At 56.7% G+C, this 18,665-nt stretch carries 19 protein-coding genes; 7 read left to right on the top strand and 12 right to left on the bottom strand.

Translation table 11 applies throughout. The features are described from left to right. Positions 1–57 precede the first annotated feature (57 nt). Positions 58–2,748 (bottom strand): aconitate hydratase AcnA, encoded by a 2,691-nt coding sequence (acnA, locus tag ACR0NW_RS08105; RefSeq protein WP_480449926.1) that lies wholly within the window; start codon positions 2,746–2,748, stop codon positions 58–60. Between the two features lie 225 nt (positions 2,749–2,973). On the opposite strand from acnA, the gene ACR0NW_RS08100 reads away from it, so the two are divergent. After that, positions 2,974–3,675, top strand: a complete 702-nt coding sequence (locus tag ACR0NW_RS08100) for a DUF1223 domain-containing protein (protein ID WP_480449925.1) — start codon at positions 2,974–2,976, stop codon at positions 3,673–3,675. Here the strand turns inward: ACR0NW_RS08100 and ACR0NW_RS08095 are convergent, their stop codons facing one another. From ACR0NW_RS08095 to purB, 6 genes are all read right to left on the bottom strand, one after another. Further along, the gene (locus ACR0NW_RS08095; RefSeq protein WP_480449924.1) at positions 3,676–4,599 is read right to left on the bottom strand and encodes a lysophospholipid acyltransferase family protein; all 924 of its coding nucleotides are present in this window, start codon (positions 4,597–4,599) and stop codon (positions 3,676–3,678) included. It abuts the gene before it with no gap. Positions 4,600–4,608: 9 nt separating this feature from the next. Next, a complete protein-coding gene (locus ACR0NW_RS08090) occupies positions 4,609–5,463 on the bottom strand; it encodes a DMT family transporter (RefSeq protein WP_480449923.1) in 855 nt (284 codons plus the stop codon). Between the two features lie 139 nt (positions 5,464–5,602). Next, entirely contained in the window at positions 5,603–6,649 is a 1,047-nt protein-coding gene (locus ACR0NW_RS08085; RefSeq protein ID WP_480450169.1) for a flagellar motor switch protein FliG, read from the bottom strand. Between the two features lie 123 nt (positions 6,650–6,772). Continuing rightward, positions 6,773–7,321, bottom strand: a complete 549-nt coding sequence (locus tag ACR0NW_RS08080) for a tetratricopeptide repeat protein (protein WP_480449922.1) — start codon at positions 7,319–7,321, stop codon at positions 6,773–6,775. 106 nt (positions 7,322–7,427) lie between these two features. After that, positions 7,428–7,583 (bottom strand): chitin-binding domain-containing protein, encoded by a 156-nt coding sequence (locus ACR0NW_RS08075; RefSeq protein WP_170651853.1) that lies wholly within the window; start codon positions 7,581–7,583, stop codon positions 7,428–7,430. Positions 7,584–7,703: 120 nt separating this feature from the next. Next, positions 7,704–9,008: an adenylosuccinate lyase gene (purB, locus tag ACR0NW_RS08070; protein WP_480449921.1), complete on the bottom strand. Its 1,305-nt coding sequence runs from the start codon at positions 9,006–9,008 to the stop codon at positions 7,704–7,706. Positions 9,009–9,096: 88 nt separating this feature from the next. On the opposite strand from purB, the gene ACR0NW_RS08065 reads away from it, so the two are divergent. The 4 genes from ACR0NW_RS08065 (at position 9,097) to ACR0NW_RS08050 (ending at position 10,878) form a co-directional block, all read left to right on the top strand. Further along, entirely contained in the window at positions 9,097–9,429 is a 333-nt protein-coding gene (locus ACR0NW_RS08065; RefSeq protein WP_480449920.1) for a hypothetical protein, read from the top strand. Next, positions 9,426–9,896: a DUF6314 family protein gene (locus ACR0NW_RS08060; protein WP_480449919.1), complete on the top strand. Its 471-nt coding sequence runs from the start codon at positions 9,426–9,428 to the stop codon at positions 9,894–9,896. Before ACR0NW_RS08065 ends, ACR0NW_RS08060 begins: the two co-directional genes overlap by 4 nt. 63 nt (positions 9,897–9,959) lie before the next feature. Then, entirely contained in the window at positions 9,960–10,520 is a 561-nt protein-coding gene (locus ACR0NW_RS08055; RefSeq protein WP_170651862.1) for a hypothetical protein, read from the top strand. Between the two features lie 10 nt (positions 10,521–10,530). Beyond that, positions 10,531–10,878 (top strand): hypothetical protein, encoded by a 348-nt coding sequence (locus tag ACR0NW_RS08050; protein WP_480449918.1) that lies wholly within the window; start codon positions 10,531–10,533, stop codon positions 10,876–10,878. 22 nt (positions 10,879–10,900) lie between these two features. Here the strand turns inward: ACR0NW_RS08050 and ACR0NW_RS08045 are convergent, their stop codons facing one another. Then, positions 10,901–12,115, bottom strand: coding sequence for a bifunctional alpha/beta hydrolase/OsmC family protein (locus tag ACR0NW_RS08045; protein ID WP_480449917.1), 1,215 nt, complete (start codon positions 12,113–12,115; stop codon positions 10,901–10,903). A gap of 362 nt (positions 12,116–12,477) precedes the next feature. On the opposite strand from ACR0NW_RS08045, the gene ACR0NW_RS08040 reads away from it, so the two are divergent. Beyond that, positions 12,478–13,362, top strand: a complete 885-nt coding sequence (locus ACR0NW_RS08040) for an FkbM family methyltransferase (RefSeq protein WP_480449916.1) — start codon at positions 12,478–12,480, stop codon at positions 13,360–13,362. Between the two features lie 174 nt (positions 13,363–13,536). Here ACR0NW_RS08040 and dddP read toward each other — a convergent pair whose 3' ends face one another. Next, positions 13,537–14,877: a dimethylsulfonioproprionate lyase DddP gene (dddP, locus tag ACR0NW_RS08035; RefSeq protein ID WP_480449915.1), complete on the bottom strand. Its 1,341-nt coding sequence runs from the start codon at positions 14,875–14,877 to the stop codon at positions 13,537–13,539. A gap of 123 nt (positions 14,878–15,000) precedes the next feature. On the opposite strand from dddP, the gene ACR0NW_RS08030 reads away from it, so the two are divergent. Continuing rightward, entirely contained in the window at positions 15,001–15,744 is a 744-nt protein-coding gene (locus ACR0NW_RS08030) for a heme-dependent oxidative N-demethylase family protein (RefSeq protein WP_480449914.1), read from the top strand. Positions 15,745–15,778: 34 nt separating this feature from the next. Here ACR0NW_RS08030 and ACR0NW_RS08025 read toward each other — a convergent pair whose 3' ends face one another. From ACR0NW_RS08025 to ACR0NW_RS08015, 3 genes are all read right to left on the bottom strand, one after another. Beyond that, a complete protein-coding gene (locus ACR0NW_RS08025) occupies positions 15,779–16,675 on the bottom strand; it encodes a hypothetical protein (protein ID WP_480449913.1) in 897 nt (298 codons plus the stop codon). Between the two features lie 197 nt (positions 16,676–16,872). Continuing rightward, positions 16,873–17,670 (bottom strand): lytic murein transglycosylase, encoded by a 798-nt coding sequence (locus ACR0NW_RS08020; protein WP_480449912.1) that lies wholly within the window; start codon positions 17,668–17,670, stop codon positions 16,873–16,875. A 61-nt stretch (positions 17,671–17,731) separates the two neighbouring features. Further along, positions 17,732–18,568 (bottom strand): amino acid ABC transporter substrate-binding protein, encoded by an 837-nt coding sequence (locus ACR0NW_RS08015; protein ID WP_480449911.1) that lies wholly within the window; start codon positions 18,566–18,568, stop codon positions 17,732–17,734. Between the last annotated feature and the right edge of the window lie 97 nt (positions 18,569–18,665).

Raw genomic sequence — 18,665 nt, 5'->3', positions numbered from 1 at the left:
TCGCAAAAGAAAAGGGCGCCCGCTGGGGACGCCCTTTCGATATTCTGGAACCGTGGCTTAGCTTGCTTTTGCCAGGTTCCGCAGAACGTATTGCAGCACACCGCCGTTTTCGATGTATTCGATCTCGGGCGCGGTATCGATGCGGCACTTCAGGGTGATGGTCTTTTCGGAACCGTCGCCGAACGTGATGGTGCAAGGCACCTCCTGCAGCGGTTGGATAGTGTCCAGACCGTGGATCGAGACGGTTTCATCCCCTTTCAGCCCCAGCGACTTGCGGTTATCGCCGCCGGTGAATTCGAACGGGATGACGCCCATGCCAACAAGGTTCGAGCGGTGGATACGCTCAAAACTTTCGGCGATCACGGCCTTGACCCCCAGCAGGGCAGTACCCTTGGCTGCCCAGTCACGCGAGGACCCTGCGCCGTACTGCTCGCCACCAAACACAACCAGCGGCGTGCCTTCGGCCTGATAGGCCATCGACGCGTCGTAGATCGAGGTCTGTTCGCCATCGGGTCCTTTGGTGTAACCACCCTCAACGCCGTCCAGCATCTCGTTCTTGATGCGGATGTTGGCAAAGGTGCCGCGCATCATGACCTCATGGTTGCCTCGGCGCGACCCGTACGAGTTGAACTCGCGCGGTTGCACCTGACGGTCCAGCAGATACTTGCCTGCAGGGGTCGTGGTCGCAAAAGAACCGGCGGGCGAGATATGGTCGGTGGTCACCATGTCGCCCAGAACCGCCAGAACCTTGGCGCCTTCGATGTTCGAAATGGTGCCGGGCTCATGCCCCATACCCTGGAAATAGGGCGGGTTCTGGATGTAGGTCGAGGTCGGCGGCCAGTCATAGGTTTCGGCATCGGTGGTCTCAACCGCCTGCCATTTCTCGTCGCCTTTGAACACGTCCGCATATTTCGACTGGAACGCTTCGCGCGTCACGGTCTGCTCGACCAGTTCGGCCACTTCCTGCTGGGTCGGCCAGATGTCTTTCATGAAGACGTCATTGCCGTCTTTGTCCTGACCGATCGGCTCGGACGTCAGGTCGATATCCATGGTACCTGCCAGTGCATAGACAACAACCAGCGGCGGTGAGGCCAGATAGTTGGCGCGCACGTCAGGCGAGATACGGCCTTCGAAGTTCCGGTTGCCGGACAGGACTGAGGTAGCGACCAGATCGCCCTCGGCAATCGCCTCGGACAGTTCTTTCTGGATCGGACCCGAGTTGCCGATACAGGTGGTGCAGCCGTAACCGACGAGGTTGAAGCCGATCTTGTCCAAATCTTCCTGCAGGCCAGCGGCCTCAAGATAGGCGGACACAACCTGCGATCCCGGCGCCAGAGAGGTTTTGACCCAGGGCTGGCGGTTCAGGCCCAGAGCCGCGGCCTTGCGTGCCACCAGACCCGCGCCGATCATTACGTAAGGGTTCGACGTGTTGGTGCACGAGGTGATCGAGGCGATCACGACCTTGCCCGATTCCATGGTGTAGTCCTCGCCTTTGACGACGACTTCCTTGCCCATCGGACGCTTGAACGTCTCGGCCATTTCCTTGGTGAAAGCGGCCTTGGCGTTGGTCAGTGCAACATAGTCCTGCGGACGTTTCGGACCCGAGATCGCGGGCACGATGGTGCCCATGTCCAGCGACAGTGTGTCGGTGTAGATCGGTGCGTAGTCCGCGTCACGCCAGAAACCGTTTTCCTTGGCATAAGCTTCGACCAGCGCGATACGGTCTTCGTCACGGCCCGTGTTGCGCAGATAGCGCAGCGTCTCGCCGTCGATCGGGAAGAAGCCACAGGTTGCGCCGTATTCCGGAGCCATGTTGGCGATGGTTGCGCGGTCGGCCAGCGGCAGACGATCCAGACCTTCGCCGTAGAATTCGACGAATTTACCCACCACGCCTTTTTCGCGCAGCATTTCCACGACCTTCAGAACAAGGTCGGTGCCGGTGGTGCCTTCGACCAGATCACCGGTCAGTTCAAAGCCCACAACCTCGGGGATCAGCATTGAGATCGGCTGACCCAGCATCGCGGCCTCAGCCTCGATCCCGCCAACACCCCAGCCCAGAACGGCCATGCCGTTGACCATGGTGGTGTGGCTGTCAGTGCCGACCAGCGTATCGGGATAGGCGACCTCATCCCCGTTCTGGTCGGTGTCGGTCCAGACGGTCTGTGCCAGATATTCCAGGTTTACCTGGTGGCAGATGCCGGTGCCGGGGGGCACAACGCGGAAGTTGTTGAACGCACCCTGACCCCACTTCAGGAACTGGTAACGTTCCATGTTGCGTTCGTATTCGCGGTCCACGTTCATCTGGAACGCGCGCGGGTTACCGAACTCGTCGATCATGACCGAGTGGTCGATGACCAGGTCAACCGGGTTCAGCGGGTTGATCTTTTGTGCGTCGCCACCCAGTGCCTTGATGCCGTCGCGCATTGCAGCCAGATCGACCACTGCCGGAACGCCGGTAAAGTCCTGCATCAGCACGCGGGCCGGGCGATAGGCGATCTCGCGCGGGTTCTTACCACCTTTGTCGCCCCATTCAGCGAAGGCCTTGATGTCGTCGACCGAGACCGAGAATCCGTCATCCTCGAACCGCAGCATGTTTTCCAGCACCACTTTCAGAGCGGCGGGAAGCTTGGAAAAATCGCCCAGACCGGCCTCTTGCGCGGCTGGGATCGAGTAATAGGAAATGGATTTGCCATTCACGCTCAGGGTGCGGCGTGTCTTGGCGGTATCCTGTCCGACTTTGATGGGCATCTGTGGCCTCCCTCTCAAATGACGTGGAATATGGGATTCGCTGAGGGGTATCTGCATCACCCAAGCGCGCGGTTCAAGGTCCAAGAGGCGGGGTGCGGCAATTTTTGTATACCATTGCACACATTTCTGCCGATTTGTGCTGCAAAGGTTTCAAGAAACCTTGATTGGCTGTTGAACCGCAGAGTGTTTAAACCAGAGTGGCACAGCATCAATTCGAGACTCAATATGTTCAAGTCAAGCGCTACGGCCCTGTTTCTTTCTGCCTTTTTCGCGTCATCCGCAATCGCCGATGACAACCTGGTCGTGGTCGAGTTGTTTACGTCTCAGGGATGCTCGTCCTGTCCGCCTGCGGATGCACTGATGCATGACCTCGCCAAACGGGAGGATGTGATCGGCCTCGCGCTGCACGTGGACTACTGGGACTACATCGGCTGGAAAGACGAGTATGCGGATCCGTCCCATGCAACGCGCCAACGGGCCTATGCGCGCGAAGGTGGACGCACCATGATCTACACGCCGCAGATGATCATCAACGGTCAGGAAGATGTGGTTGGGGCCAAAGCGGCGCAATTGTCGGGCCTGATTGCCAAGCATCTGGCGGATAACCCCGCCGCACGGGTCGATGTGGTCCGCACGGGCAATGACCTTGTCATAGAGGTGAAACCGGCATTGGCAGCTTTGAATGGAGCGTATGACATTCAGGTCGTGCAATATTCACCGATGCGCCATGCCTCGATCAAACGGGGTGAGCTGGCTGGTCATGACCTGAACTATGCCAATGTCGTGGAATCCTGGCAGTCTGTCGGAAAATGGAATGGTGCCGAGCCGTTGACATTGTCGGCTACGCTGGCCTCGGAACTGCCTGCGGCGGTTCTGGTTCAGAGGGCAGGGTATGGCCCGATTGTTGCCGCCGCCCGGGCCGAATGATCAGGGCATATCCTCGGGCCGGACACCCAGGCCGCCCCACGCTTTCCAGCGGCGGTGAATCCAGAACCATTGGCCCATGTTCTTGCGCACCATGGCCTCAAGGTCATCATTGGTGAACTGGGTCATCGTGCTGGCGTTGGTGTGCGGCACCGGCTCGTGCAGGACGATTTCAAAGTCGATGCCGTTTGGCTGACGCACGGCATAACACGGGATCATCACTGCCTTGTACTTGATGGCCAGTTCCGCGTTCAGGACCGATGTCACGGCCGGTTTGCCGAAAAATGTCAGTTCCTCGCCGCCATGGGCATGCAGGTCCGAAACAATGGCGATGATCCCACCCTTTTTCAGTGACCGAACCATCTCCATCATGCCCCTGCGGCCTTGTTCGAACATCGGTTCGCCGGTCTGGTAAAAGGCATCGACATACATGTCGTTGAAATAGGGGTTTGCCATCCTGCGATAAAGACAGCCGATCGGCTTGTTGCTTCGGGCCTGCAACGCAACCCGTGCAGCCAGATAGTGCCCGAAATGCGCCGTGATCATCATGATGGGTTTTCCGGCTTCACAGGCCTCGTCGAAGGCCTTGATTCCGGGGCCCGAGATTTTGGCGTTGCTCTGTCGTTCGGTGAAGCCCTCGGGCGAGAAATGCTCCATGATCGCGCGGCCAGCATTATCCGGCACCGCCCGGCAGATGCGGTCAACCTCAGCCTCGGGCAGGTCCGGGCAGGTGAGTTTCAGATTGCGACGCACCCGTTTGTTAAAGCCCACAACAGGCGCGAGTGTTCGCATGATCGCACCCATAGCGGCAATACGCCGGTCGTATGGCAACAGGCGCATCCCGCCGATCACGCCCTTCAGGCACAGATTTGCGACATAGTATTTGCCAAGCTCAAAGCGGCTCAGTTCCGATTTTTCGACGGGCATTGGGGATACTCACCGGGTTTGCGTTTCGCGGTGCCAGACATACAGACCCGCTCCGACGATCACAAGCGTGCCGCATATCGTCCAGATATCCGGATACTCGTGAAAGAACACCGCGCTCCAGATCGCGGCAAAGGCAAGTCCGGAATAGGCATATGGGGCCAGCATCGCAGCCTCGCCCAGACTGAAAGCCCGGATGAGCATCATCTGGCCAATGGTTCCAAATCCGGCCACACAAACCATCAGTACCCAACCTGATGCAGCCGGGTGTTGCCATTGCGTGGGTGCGATCATGCTTAGCAGAACGGTGCCGACCAGCCCGGTATAGAAAAGCGATGTCCATGGATCTTCGTCAGGTCCAACGCGGCGGGTCAGCAGGGCATAGGCCGAGTAACATATTGCTGCCCCTACGGGATACAATGCAGCAGGTTGAAAGACGCCAGCACCGGGTCGCAAGATGATGGCCGCTCCGATGACAGCAAAAACGATCCCTGCAATGCGGCGCGGACCCAGATGCTCACCCAGAAACAGGGCCGCACCCAGTGTGATCAGTACCGGATTTATCGACATAAGCGCCGAGGCATCAGTCAGCGGAATTAAGCTGAGCCCCAGAAAAAAGAAACCTGTTGCGCCCATCAATAGTAGTGATCGTAGAAATTGCAGCATTGGATAATTCGTTCGCACCACATGGTGCAATCGCGGCAAAACCAAAACAATGACAACAGCCATCTGACCGGTGTATCGAACCCACAGGGCGGACAGGACACCGGTCTGTGGTACCAGCGCTTTGACTGACGCATCCATCAGGGTAAAGCACAGGATGGCCAGAACCATGTATACAATGGATCGGTTGGCTGCTGCACTCATGAAAAGCGAACGGTGCAAGCGGTGAGAACAAAAACGAATATCATGACGTCAGTTATTCTGACTAACCCCAGACTGTCCATCGGTAACGCCGATGAAATCCGCAATGATCCGGGATTGAGAAAATTCCGGCAGAAACATACTAACCAGTCCCTTCCTCTTCTTCTTCGGCGAGGGCAATTGCGCCTTCGTCGACCAGCCCGCGAATGACGCCAACGATGCTGGCCATGGCTTGTTCGGCATCAGTCTGCTTGATCTTGCCGCGTTCCCCGATCTCTTCCCGCAGGTTGTCGGCCATGCGCGTCGACATGTTGGCCAGCATGAATTCGGCGGCTCTTGCATCGCCTTCCGCAACCGCTCCGGCCAGAGCAGTCACCAAAGCCACCTGATCGACCGCGCGCAAAATGGCGGGGATGTCACGGGGTACGATGCGGGACGGAATGTGTGCGAAGGTAAAGATGGATTGCCTTACGGTATTGGCGAAATCCGCATCTTCTTCGTCAAGTGCGTTCAATAGACCATCGCGTGTTGCCGATGGCGACTGATTCAGTATCGCACCAACGCGGGCACCGGGTGCGTCCTTGAAGGCGGGTACCGGCCTTTGATCCAGTTGCGAGGCCAGCGACCAGCCGATTCTGTCGACGGCATCCGGTGTGACATTGCCGGTCTTGGAAACTGCAAACGTAATGCGCCGGGCAACCGGGCCGGGAAGCTGCTGCAAAAGCTGTGCCGCCTTGGCGGTATCCAGTTTTGACAGAATGACGGCGGAAACTTCGGTGCTTTCCGCCTGCACTATCGCGCCAAGCTCATCCGGTTCTAACTCGCGAATGCGCTGCCAAGGATCGCCGATCTGACGAACACCAGCTTCCTTGCGAAGGCGCGCCGCCGTGGAAGGCGCTATCTTACCGGTCATCGTGTCCAACGCCCCGGCAAGGCCATGCGGAAAGGACAGGCCGACACTGTCCAGCGCCTCGGCAAATTCCTGTGCGACGGAGCCGAGCGTCGCCCTGTCGATCAAACCCATACGGCCCATCTGTTGTGTCAGCCGTTCCTGCAATGCGTCGGGCAATTCTTCCAGCGGGATATCAGCGCCCTCATTCAGCAACAGTCGCACAACTACGGCTGCCTTTTCTCGGCCCGAAAGTTGTCGGGGGATCAGCGCCGCGGGGCCGTCGTTCCGGTCAGCCATAGGCGCCGGATCACCCGGAGAAATCTGAACAAGTGCATTGTTTTTTGCCATCTGCCTGCGCTGCCAATCTTCCGAACGTTGCGCAGGCAGAGTATGCGGCGGCTGGTAAAGAAACCCTGAAGTTCAATAGCTGTAAGTCAGCCCTGTCCTGATCGCCTCGCGTAGCGAGGTTTCGGCCCATGTCCCTTCGCCGCCACGGGCCTTGATCTCGCGCCACTGGGCAATGGCCTGATCGGTTTTCCCTTCGGCCACAAAGCCTTGCGCCATGTAGCTGCGGGCCAGAATGTTGTCGGGATTTGCGGCGATGGCTTTTTCATAGAACACATTCGCCAGCTCCAACTCGCCCATTTTGCGGTACGTAAAGCCCCAGTATGTCAGTACCCGATCATCATTCTGATCGCTCATGACGCGCAGGACATTCTGCGCATGATCATACTGCCCGTCATATGCCAGTTCCCGCACCGCGTCATATAGCTCGTCATCGGTAAAGTTTGTCTTGTTCGGTTTGACGCATTTCCCGGCACCCGCATCCCAAACCCGCCCGAACAGGCACTTGCGGGTTGTATTGGTTGGTTTCGGTGGGTTGTTGTCAGCACTACCGGCGGCGTGGACCGCAAGTGGGGTAAAGGCAAAGGACTGAAGGGCAATTGCAGTCGCAAGCAAAAGGCGCATCTGAGCACTCCGTTGAAAAAATCTCATCCTGTGAAAGCATAGCGTGGTCAGCGAAAAAGCGAGCCACAATTGACCCGCTTCTTTTCAAAGTTCGGTGAGGTCCGGTTCAGCTGTTGACCTCTTTTACGCAGCTTTGGCTTTCGCTGTCCCAGATCGTGCCGGGAATACAGGACTGGGCCTGTTTCTGATGTGAACTGCAAGCCAATGCTGCCGAGGCGGTCAGCCCCAGTATCAACGAGCAGAGAAGCGTCCTGATTGTCATCGCGGCTCTCCTGTCTGAATGCTGCATCCAGTATAGGGATTTTCCGCGAGTCGGGCAAAAGCAAAGACCGGGCCGTCAATAGCGGCCCGGTCGATGTCATTTTACCTGAGAAGACCTAGCTTAGTCGCTAAAAACACGAGAGAAAATCGTGTCCACGTGTTTGGTGTGATAGCCGAGGTCGAATTTTTCTTCGATTTCTTCGACACTCAGAGCTGCGGTTACTTCGGCATCGCCCAGCAGTTCTGTTTTAAAGTCCTTACCTTCTTCCCAGACCTTCATGGCATTGCGCTGAACCAGGCGATAGGCGTCTTCGCGGCTGACACCGGCTTGTGTCAGGGCCAGCAGAACCCGCTGCGACATAACCAGACCGCGGAACTTGTTCATGTTGGCGATCATGTTGTCGGGATAGACGACCAGCTTGTCGATCACGCTGGTCAGGCGCGCCAGTGCAAAGTCCAGCGTGATGGTGGCGTCGGGGCCGATATTGCGCTCGACCGAGCTGTGGCTGATGTCACGCTCGTGCCAGAGTGCCACGTTTTCCATCGCCGGAACTACTGCCATGCGCACCAGCCGGGCGAGGCCGGTCAGGTTTTCGGTCAGAACTGGGTTACGTTTGTGCGGCATGGCCGACGAACCCTTTTGACCTTTCGAAAAGAACTCTTCGGCTTCCAATACCTCAGTCCGCTGCATGTGACGGATTTCGATGGCGACGTTTTCGATCGAAGAGGCAACAACGCCGAGGGCGGCAAAGAAGGCTGCATGGCGATCACGCGGTATGACCTGCGTGCTGATCGGCTCCGGCTCCAGCCCCAGCTTTTCGCAGACATGTTCTTCGACGCGGGGGTCGATATTGGCAAAGGTACCAACCGCGCCGCTGATCGCGCCGGTGGCAATCTCCATCCGTGCCTTTTTCAGACGGTTCAGGTTGCGGTCCATTTCGGCATAGAAGCGGGCAAAAGTCAGACCCATCGTGGTTGGCTCGGCATGGATGCCGTGGCTACGACCGATGCGGATAGTATCCTTATGCTCGTATGCGCGGCGCTTCAGGGCGGCCAGCAGACCTTCCATGTCGGCGATCAGAATGTCGGCAGCGCGGGTCAGCTGAACATTGAAGCAAGTGTCCAGAACGTCCGAGCTGGTCATGCCCTGATGGACGAAACGTGCCTCGTCACTGCCGACATGTTCGGCCAGGTGGGTCAGGAACGCGATGACGTCGTGCTTGGTGACGGCCTCGATCTCATCAATGCGGGCCACGTCGAACTCGACATCCTTGGCCTTCCAGACAGCCTCGGCATTCTCGCGCGGGATGACACCCAGATCGGCCATGGCGTCACAAGCGTGCGCCTCGATTTCATACCAGATGCGGAATTTGGTCTCGGGCGACCAGATGGCGACCATCTCGGGGCGGGAATAGCGGGGGATCATTGGCAGCAGCACCTTTTTGTGATTGGCATGAGGCGTTGGCGCGGGTCATAGACTCGTGTGACCCAACGGACAAGGCAGGAGAGTAGGGATGAGACTGTTTGCCCTGATTTTTGCAGTTTTACCGGGTGTTCTGGCGGCGGAAGAGTTCCAAACCCTGACTGGTGCCGAAATACTTGATGCGCTTTCAGGGCACAGGCTGGAATACAACAACGGTGCATCCCAGACTTTTGATGCATCAATGTATACCCAGTATTTTTCGGGCGGGCCCAGCTCTGGCCAATGGGCGGTGCGGGATGATCAGTATTGTTCGATCTGGCCGCCGTCGGATTTGTGGGCCTGCTATACAGTGGAACGGCTGGGGGATGTGATCCGGTTTGTCGGATCAGGCGGCGACATTACCGAAGGTGTTTATTCTAAGTGATCAAACCTGCCAGCCTGTTTGATTTTCAAGGCCAGTGGCGGCTGAGCCGAGTTATCCAAGATGCAAAGGCCGCACAGACACTGCATGCTGAGGGCACTGCCGAGTGGGCGCCGGACGAAGAGGGGCTTTGCTACCGCGAAGCGGTTACGCTGCATATACCCGGACAACCCGCGATCGGGGGAACGCGCAAATATTTGTGGCGCACCGATCAGGGCCAGATCGCCGTTCATTTCGAGGATGGACGGTATTTTCACCGGCTGGCGCTTGGCCAAAAGCGTATCAACGACCACCACGACTGCCCGCCAGACAAATACCACGCAAGTTACGACTTTTCCCAATGGCCTCAATGGTGGGTTCGCTGGGTGGTATCCGGGCCAGACAAATCCTACGAAATGCACACCCGATATTCGTTTTTGCATGCGCTGACCGGGTTGACGCACCTGAAAAACTTGTCGATTGGCCAGTAGTACTGGACAAGCCTTGTTCGTTTTGTCCAATCTGGGCCGGATCAATCATTAGGCTATTTAGATATGCGCTTGTTATCAAAGTCTTCTCTGGCCGCGATTGCGGCCCTTGTTCTGGGCACGTCACTTCCCGCATTCGCAGACACTCCGGTGACCTATACGGATGCAGGCCGGGCCTTGTTCCGGTTCGACGTTCCTGATTTCTGGCTGCTTCGTACCGGTGGTATTCGCGAGATCGAAGATACCGAACTGGAGGATCCGCGAGCGGTCAGCCGGGTGATGGGGATACGCCCGGTTTCCGACGACAGCGTCTGGATGGGCTTTGTCTCACCTGCAGGCGTGGCGACGATCGATGGAGGATTTGGCTATCTCGCGGATATCGACAAGTTTCTTGTGAAGGACCCTCAGATTTCCAGCGACTCCAACGTGAGGATCGGTGGTCTGCCAGCCCGGGTAGTTCGGGGCACAGGGCGGCGTGACGGACGCGGGGTGAATTTCACCGCTACGGTCATCGATCTGCCGCGAAACCGCGTCGCGGTTGCGGTGACGGTAATGCGCGATGATGCCAACCCGGAATTCGTGAATGACCTGAACGCTGTGTTCGCGTCATTCCGGGCCGCGAACTGAGGAGGGTGAGATGGCGCGTAAAATACTGAAACGGGCAACCCTTGTTCTCGGTCTCGGCGGCGGGGCCATGATCCTGACCGGCTGCGACGGTGTAAGCGTAGGGGTGGGGGTAGGGACCGGATATTATGACCCATTCTATGACTCAATGCTTTGGAACGACTATTACCATCGCGATGTGGACGTGGATATCGACGTTGATCGTCCGAACCGTCCCGATCGCCCAAACCGTCCCGACCGGCCCAATCCACCGCATACCAAACCGCCGATTTCCAAACCTCCGGCACGGCCACGGCCACCGGTCGCGCGGCCACCTGCAGCGCGTCCTCCGATCCACCGGCCCGCACCCAGACGGGGGTGACCGGCGGATAGCGGCGGCATACTTAGCTGAGTAGCTCAGTTGTCACATGTGCGGTTGCTTCAAGTGTCCGGTGAACCGGGCACTTGTCGGCGATTTCAAGCAACTTGGCTTTTTGCGTTTCGTCCAAAGGGCCTGTCAGCCTGATTTTGCGACGGAAATGGTCAATCTTGTTCTCTCCAACCAGACCCGCATCCTGTGCGTGCACCTTGTTGTGACAGACATCGACACTGACACCATGCAGGGGCCAGCCTTTGCGCCGGGCGTACATGCGGATCGTCATCGAGGTACAAGCCCCAAGCCCGGCCGAAACAAAACCATATGGTGACATGCCCTGATTGGTTCCGCCGTAGGAAATAGGCTCATCCGCAACGGCGTGGTGTTTCGGCCCCGATTGCACGTCCTGAAGGAATCCGTTGGGGTCGGCCTCGGTCACGCGCACGACACCTTCCGGTGCACCAGGGGGTGGGGCAGGTGGCGACAGCTTTACATATCGCGATACCCAGGCGGCGATTACTTCGGCGGCGTAGTCCGCGTCGGCGCTGCGCGTGATCAGATGATCGGCGTCATCAAGCGTGACAAAGCTTTTTGGGTGTTTCGCTGCCAGAAAGATCGTGCTGGCATTGTCAATGCTAACGGTCTCGTCACGCGGGGCGTGCAGTACCAGCAGGGCCGCCTTCAACTCTGCAATGGCAGGCGTTAGCGCGGTTTCTGAAATGTCGTCTACAAATGCTTTGCCAACGCGGAACGGTCGACCGCCCAGCATGACCTCGGCAGAGCCTTCGGTCTCGATCTGTGGGATTGCCTTTTCAAAGTGATGCGTGACATGGCCGGGGTCGGCAGGGGCGCCCAGGGTGACAACTGCCTTGACCGAAGGGATACCGGCCCGCGCCCTCAAAACCGCTGCTCCGCCAAGCGAATGGCCAATCAGCAAGGCAGGAGCCAGATTTCTGCCAGCAAGGTACTGTGCTGCGGCAATCAGATCCTCGACATTCGATGTGAACGTCGTGTTGGCGAATTCGCCTTCCGAGTGGCCCAATCCAGTGAAATCAAACCGCAAAACGGCGATTCCCATTGCCGCGAGTCGTGCAGAGATACGGCGGGCGGCGGGAATGTCCTTGGAACAGGTAAAGCAATGCGCAAAGAGCGCGGTTGCCAGAACCGGGCCGTCCGGCATGTCAAACCGGGCCGCCAGTTGGCCGCCATCGTGTCCGGCAAAAGATATTCTTTCGGTGGGCATGTCATTGTCCTTGGTGAATGTCTGTACAGTGGGGCAGGTGCCGACACGTCTCAACCCTTGTGTCAGAACGATCACGCGGAGGTTACAGTTAACAGTCCTTCCTGCTGAAATTGAATTGGGTATCTGTTTGGTGTGCTGCAGATTTTCGCCTTTCACTTAAACGGCATTTGGGTAAGTTCAGTCAGGATTAGGGTGGTTGCTAATAGGCGCTTCCGGCCGAAGAACATGAGTTTGTGCATTCACGAGGGTTGAAATAGCCCAGGCAAGGCCAACGGGCGGGCATTCGATCAATATCTTCGGCGCGTGACCTTATGCGCCTGGCCGCCAAACATCCGCAGTGAGACCAGCGAAAGAAGTGCATAGTGCAACTGAAAAACAATAATGCCGTCCGCTGGACGCACCTTGTCGACAGTTTTAGGCAAGGTGAAATCCCGCATGTAATTGATGTCGGGGCTAGGCCCTCGGAAACGCCTCTTTACAAGGAACTTCTTGAGGCCCGGCTTTGCACGCTGTCAGCGTTTGAGCCAAGCCCGCATGAGTTCGAGAAACTCATGCAAAACAAGCCTGATAACGCTGAATACTTCTGCGCGGCACTCGGCGACGGTACATTCAGGAGCCTTAACTTATATCTTTCACCTGGGTTCACCTCGGTACTCAGACCTTTTGAGCCGTCGTTGCGATATCTGGGGCGGCTGAAACGTGCGCTTAGGAAAATTGGCGAGATCGAAGTTGAATTGCAACGTATGGATGAGGTCCAGGGGCTCAAAGACGGGGATATCCTGAAAATAGATGTTCAAGGTGTTGAACGCGAAATCATCATTAGCGGAAAGCGCGTTTTACAAAATGCGATCATGATCATTCCCGAAGTCAGATACCTGCGACTGTATCAGGGTGAGCCCATGTTTGGCGAAATTGATACTTTCATGAGGAGTTTGGGGTTTTCCTACCTAACGACCCGTTTCACCAAGACTATGCCTATAAACAGTAGGTTTCTGAAGGAGATTTCTCAAGCCAAACGCGGCGCTCAGGCCATTGATGGAGACGTGGTGTATATTAAGGATCTGTCGGCACCAAACGCGTTCAGCGACAACCAGATTTTCAAACTTTGTATTGCCGCTGACGCTCTGATCGAATGCTACGATCTTGCGCTCAAGTGCCTGGAGATTCTGTGCGACAGGGGCTGTGTTACAGAGGAAGATGCCGCGAAGTATATTGATCTGTTGCCGGAGCAGGTAGAGCGAAGCTGATCATTTCCATACGTGCTGACAGGTTTTGGCTTCTGATGCATCACATCTGGCGATCATCGCAATTTCGAGACAACTGTGCCTGTGCTCAAAGACCGCAAATGATCGCTTGCGGCCTTTGTGCGATAATTAGGTGATGTCAGCCCGGATGCGAAACACGGCAATAAGATAGGGCCCTCACTCACCCATTAGCGCCTTGTCGAACGGATAGGTCGTCAGGTTTTCATACCCGTCTTCGGTAATCAGAACCTGATCTTCCAGCTTGATCGAAAAATCGCCGCCCACTTCGCCGACGCAGGCCTCGACACACAGAACCATTCCCGGTTCCAGCGCGTAATCGTAGGCACCGGCCACGGCGTTATCCGGATAGGCAACCAGCGGCCATTCATCACACAGGCCAACACCGTGCATCAGGCAGCCGTACTTCTGGTCCTGAAATTTGTCGTCCAGTTTGTGGGTGTTGGCAGTCAACTCAGGAATCGTCACGCCAGGTTTGAGCATTTCCATGTTGGTCATGATATGTTCATGCGCATGGCGCATGGCATAGATCATGTCCGCGCGCGGTTTTTCGTCACCAATCCACCAGGTTCGCGAAATGTCGATGCAGATGCCGTAAGAGCCGATTAGATCGGTGTCAAATGCGATGATCTCGTTCTTCCGGGTGATCCGGGGGCCGCATTCCTGAAACCACGGGTTTGTGCGCTGGCCTGACGCCAGCAGACGGGTTTCAATCCATTCACCACCGCGCCTGATATTCTCGGCATGCAGAACGGCCCAGATGTCATCTTCTGACGTCTTGCCATCACCCACATTGGCGCGGGCAAATTTCTCCATCTCGGCCACGGCAGTTTCACAGGCGTGGTGGGCGCAGCGCATTGCCAGAATCTCATCCGCCCCCTTTATTGCACGGGTCTTTTCCGTGACCTCTTCGCCCTCCATGATCTCGAACCCCTGCGCTTCAAGCGCGCGCAGTCCGTGCAGCATGACCTTGTCGACCGCCAAACGCATGTTGCCCGGTGCATGTTCCTGCATCAGTACCCGCACTTCGTTCGAAAAGACATCTGCTTGCACATCCACCTTGTCGCCCCGGTCAAAATAGAACAGGTCCGCGCCGGATCGCTGCTCGCGTACAAGCGGGTTGAACTTGGACAGGAAGGGTGAGTTCTTGTAGTCCCAGATCACCATGTATCCGTCGGCACACAACAATACGGCCCGAAACGGGTTGTGCGTGTTCCAAAGCTGCATATTGGTGCTGTCAGTGGCATAGCGGATGTTCAGCGGATCAAACATCAGCAAGCCGCCATATCCACGGTCGACGATGGCTTTTGTCAGCCGTTTCCAGCGATGTTCGCGCATCCGCTCCAGGTTGGGCAGTTCCAGCCCAGCCTTCGCCCATTCTGAAAAGGCAAGCTGAGTCGGGCCGATCTCGATACGGTCATTGTCGTTCGGTGTCCCGTCGCCGAGTGTCTGGCCGCGGGTTGGATCGATCTTTCGGCTGTCACGATAATGATGGTTCACGGCTTGCCTCCCTGCTTGCAGGGCAAGGGTGCGTGCAGCAAGGCGTCACGTCTCTGAGGTTTGCGACCCCGGCGAGGTCGCTTTTTGACCGACACGGACGTGCGATGATGATAATCGGGATTCATGACGGCCATTTTGCAGAATTCGATTCCCTACAACCCGTTGGTTTCACGCCCATTGCCGGGAATTCAGCCCGCCTCGATGGAAACGTGGCTGCATCAGGACGATGCTTTTGCCCAGCAAATGCAAAAACGAGAATCTCTGTTGGCGCAAAGGCGCGCCGACGTACTGGCATTGGATGATGGCGCTGTACCAGCCGCCCGGGAATTGCTGGATCTGGTTCTGGGCCTGAACTATCCACAGGCGCGCGATCAGGCGTTGCGCCCCGACGGCGTTGTCGTCGAGGTTGATCATGCAAAGCCGCTGGATACCCTGTGCAGGCTGGTGCAGGAAGATTTCTGCATCCTGCAAAAGCAGGGTGACGAGCATGTTCTGACCGGCGCTATACTGTGTTTTCCCGCCAGTTGGCGACTGTCGGAAAAGTTCATGCGCCCGCTGATCGGCATTCACGACACGGTGGATGACTATGACGAAAACATAGCAAGACGCGTTCAACGGCTGTTCGATGGCATTCGGGTCGGTCAGCCGCTTTGGCGATTCAATGCCCTTTGGTACGAGGATGCGGAACTGCATCAGCCCCGCAGCTTTACCGATCCACGCCTTGTCCGCGACCGCGAAAGGGCAGGTTATCTGCGTAGTGAGCGCCAATGCCTGCTGAGGCTACCTCAATCCCAGGCCGTGGTTTTTTCGATCCATACCTACGTCCTAACCGAAGACACCTTGCCTAAAATGGAAAACCCCGCCTGATGGCGGGGCCTCCAAGGAGGGGTCGTTTAAATTCTTACATGCCTAAAGCTGCACTGACATCGGCCAATGCACCGCTTGTTTGCAGCATCACGATTGCCGCAGTGTAGGCCAGCACCTGAGTATTGAGGCGGAAATCCTCACCGCGGATCAGATTCACCGCTGCCATCGACAGGGCCACAGGCGCCGAGAGAGAGGCGACCACACCAGTCATTCCCCAACTGGTCAAACGTTGAATATCGCGCTGCAACTTGCCGTCATCAGGTTCTTCCTGATGTTCTTCGGCATCTTTTCTGAATGCGATGCTCAGCAACTGCTCGTCTGTCAGCTTGATTGGGCGGACGGTGTCCCTGATTACGGCCGGGGTATCGGTTTCCGGCTCTGGTTGGCTTGGAACTTCCGCTCCGGCAAAAGGGCCGTTCACAGTTTCAAAAATCTGTTTGCGGTTCCGTTGGCGACTTGGGGTGAGCGAGTCGAACGCGCTCATGAATTGTTCAATCGTCAGAACAGTGTTGGGGGACAGCCATTCCACGCGCTGCGACGAACAAATGTCGACCATCCGGTACAACATGACGACGAGCATCAGTTCGGAAACCTCGCTGTCATCCAGCAATTCCGAAACGGGGGCCATGGAAATGACCAGCCGGTTCCTGTTCCGACCCTGCGGTGCGCGGGTTTCGGTCTTAAGGCCCGCCGCCCGGTCCAGACATTCATGTCGATCCTTGGGTTCGAACATGTTGGTGTCCAGACACAGGCGCACCAGATACTGACTCGATACGATACTTGCCTCGGTTTTGCTCAGAATGTTTTTGCGCTCAACCAGATGGCCATAGTCTTCCAGAGTTGCGGCGACAATTTCCGACAGGCGTGTCAACGCGCCTTCATCCTCGCCGCTGAATTGAAGACCACCGTGGTATCTGTTCTTAGGAGTCACAGCGCATACCTCTGATGCATGAATTCTGAGCTAATACGCTAAGCCACGAAAAGGGAGAAAATTTGACGAAAATGAAATATTCTTAGAAATTTCGTCTATTGATTACGTATTGGAAACTAAGAAACAATTGGCCCAAATGGGTTTCTGTGGCGAGTTTGTGGCGGAAATTGGGCTGACGTTGGCCAAACTGCAGCGCTCTATCCATCGATCCGACTCGCCATTATGGCAATCGATTTCTGATAGACGGACGCGGCGTTCCATTGCTGTATAACGGCGAAGTTTGGTTGCCCCGGCTGATAGCCGCGACCGGGCTTCCAACCCTTTTTGCGCAGGAAATTTGCGGTCGAAGCCAGGGCGTCGGTCATGTTATAAAAATCGACCCGACCATCCCCAGTTGCGTCTACTCCATACGTTATGGCGTTTCCCGGTAGGAACTGGGTGTGCCCCAGTTCGCCATGCTTTGCCCCCTTTGTCGCCATTGAAATGCTACCCTGATCGACAAGTTTCAGGGCACCTATGGCATGCGGAACAAAGAAATCGGAACGGCGACAATCATAGGCCAGTGTTGTGATTGCGGAAACGACCTGACTGTCGCCCATAAAGTTTCCAAACCCGGTCTCCATGCCGTGAATGGCGATCAGAACGCCCGCTGGAACACCGTATTGCTGTTCCAGCGCTGCATAGAATTGCGGGTTTCGGGCTTTGCGTTTGCGACCCTGAGCAACGATCACATCCGCGCCCCGCACTTTCATGAACTTGTCCAGTGAATATTTGAAGCTTTTCTGATTGCGATCCGCCGCGATCGTGCCGGTCGCATAGTGCGTCTGGGCCAGTGCCTGCAGTCCTTTTTTCCGGACACCTGACTTTTTTGCCTGTTTCGCAAAATCCTTTTTCCAGGCTTCGAACCCGGCACTGGTGTTCCCGCAGTTGGCCGCCGATAAAGCCGTTGTCGAAGCGAAGACCAGACTTGCGAACAGAATTGCCAGACGCGGCATCAGGTGGACCTCCAATTTTTGGCAGCCCCGGGGTGGCGGGGCCGCGGGTTGGTGCAGGACGTCAGGGCAGGGTGGGCGCGATTATATAAAGCGCCTTGAGCGCGGCCCCGGGTTCGGCCCCCGGTAGAATTGTACGAAAAATCTCTTCCATGGTTCCATTGGCGTACATTTCAGACAAAACGGTGTCGATCAGCAGCCTGAAGTCCGCGTCGTTCTTTGCCAATGCAATCCCGTGTTTCTCGATGGTCATGATCTCGGGCGAGATCTTGAAATCCTGCGTCAGGCCTGCGGCGGCATAATTGAACATCAGAATGGATTGATCGCCGAAATAGGCCGCGATCTCACCTGACGCCAGCGCGTTGATGCCGTCCGGATGAGACGCAAAGCGAAGCAGCTCAGTCTCGACCCCGGCTGCGCCGAACGAGTTTACAACGGCTTCTTCCGTTGTCGTACCACTGCGTACACCGATCTTTTTTCCGGCCAACTGGTTGAAATCCGAACTGGCATCCTTGGGGAGAAGGACCGCGGTTCCGTCAACGTATATAGGGATCGAAAAATCCACTTTTTCGCGTCGGGACAGGGTTATGGTCGCAGCCCCGCACAACAAGTCGATGTCACCCGATGCCACTTTGTCGAAACGGTCGGTCGGTTCAACCACCAGAAACGTGGCCTTGAGGTCGTCCATTTGCAGTTTGTCCGCAATTGCCTGTGCGAGCCGGTCACAAACCAAAGGGGTATAACCCGACGGGCGCCCTGTATCATCGACAAACGACATTGGGGCCGCATCGCTGCGGAATCCGATCTTAAGCTCTCCGCTGGATTTGATCCTGTCGAGTGTCTGGGCAGACGCCGCCGACGCAAATAAAAGGGCCGAAGCGGCAAGGGAAACAAGGCGCATGAAACTTATCCATAAGGTTGAAATCAAATCAAAGCGTACCTGCACAAAGGCGAGGGATAAAGACAATTTCCCAATTCCCCGAAAGGCGCGGTTGCGT

Source organism: Ruegeria sp. CF5 (assembly GCF_056537325.1).
This window is presented reverse-complemented; position numbering and strand designations above follow the sequence as displayed.

Coding starts and splice junctions, on each gene's coding strand:
- ACR0NW_RS08085 (WP_480450169.1), bottom strand. CDS start 6,649: ATGGCTGACCGGAACGACGGCCCCGCGGCGCTGATCCCCCGACAACTT.
- ACR0NW_RS08080 (WP_480449922.1), bottom strand. CDS start 7,321: ATGCGCCTTTTGCTTGCGACTGCAATTGCCCTTCAGTCCTTTGCCTTT.
- acnA (WP_480449926.1), bottom strand. CDS start 2,748: ATGCCCATCAAAGTCGGACAGGATACCGCCAAGACACGCCGCACCCTG.
- ACR0NW_RS08100 (WP_480449925.1), top strand. CDS start 2,974: ATGTTCAAGTCAAGCGCTACGGCCCTGTTTCTTTCTGCCTTTTTCGCG.
- ACR0NW_RS08015 (WP_480449911.1), bottom strand. CDS start 18,568: ATGCGCCTTGTTTCCCTTGCCGCTTCGGCCCTTTTATTTGCGTCGGCG.
- ACR0NW_RS08050 (WP_480449918.1), top strand. CDS start 10,531: ATGGCGCGTAAAATACTGAAACGGGCAACCCTTGTTCTCGGTCTCGGC.
- ACR0NW_RS08045 (WP_480449917.1), bottom strand. CDS start 12,115: ATGCCCACCGAAAGAATATCTTTTGCCGGACACGATGGCGGCCAACTG.
- ACR0NW_RS08075 (WP_170651853.1), bottom strand. CDS start 7,583: ATGACAATCAGGACGCTTCTCTGCTCGTTGATACTGGGGCTGACCGCC.
- ACR0NW_RS08065 (WP_480449920.1), top strand. CDS start 9,097: ATGAGACTGTTTGCCCTGATTTTTGCAGTTTTACCGGGTGTTCTGGCG.
- purB (WP_480449921.1), bottom strand. CDS start 9,008: ATGATCCCCCGCTATTCCCGCCCCGAGATGGTCGCCATCTGGTCGCCC.
- ACR0NW_RS08055 (WP_170651862.1), top strand. CDS start 9,960: ATGCGCTTGTTATCAAAGTCTTCTCTGGCCGCGATTGCGGCCCTTGTT.
- ACR0NW_RS08095 (WP_480449924.1), bottom strand. CDS start 4,599: ATGCCCGTCGAAAAATCGGAACTGAGCCGCTTTGAGCTTGGCAAATAC.
- ACR0NW_RS08030 (WP_480449914.1), top strand. CDS start 15,001: ATGACGGCCATTTTGCAGAATTCGATTCCCTACAACCCGTTGGTTTCA.
- ACR0NW_RS08090 (WP_480449923.1), bottom strand. CDS start 5,463: ATGAGTGCAGCAGCCAACCGATCCATTGTATACATGGTTCTGGCCATC.
- ACR0NW_RS08020 (WP_480449912.1), bottom strand. CDS start 17,670: ATGCCGCGTCTGGCAATTCTGTTCGCAAGTCTGGTCTTCGCTTCGACA.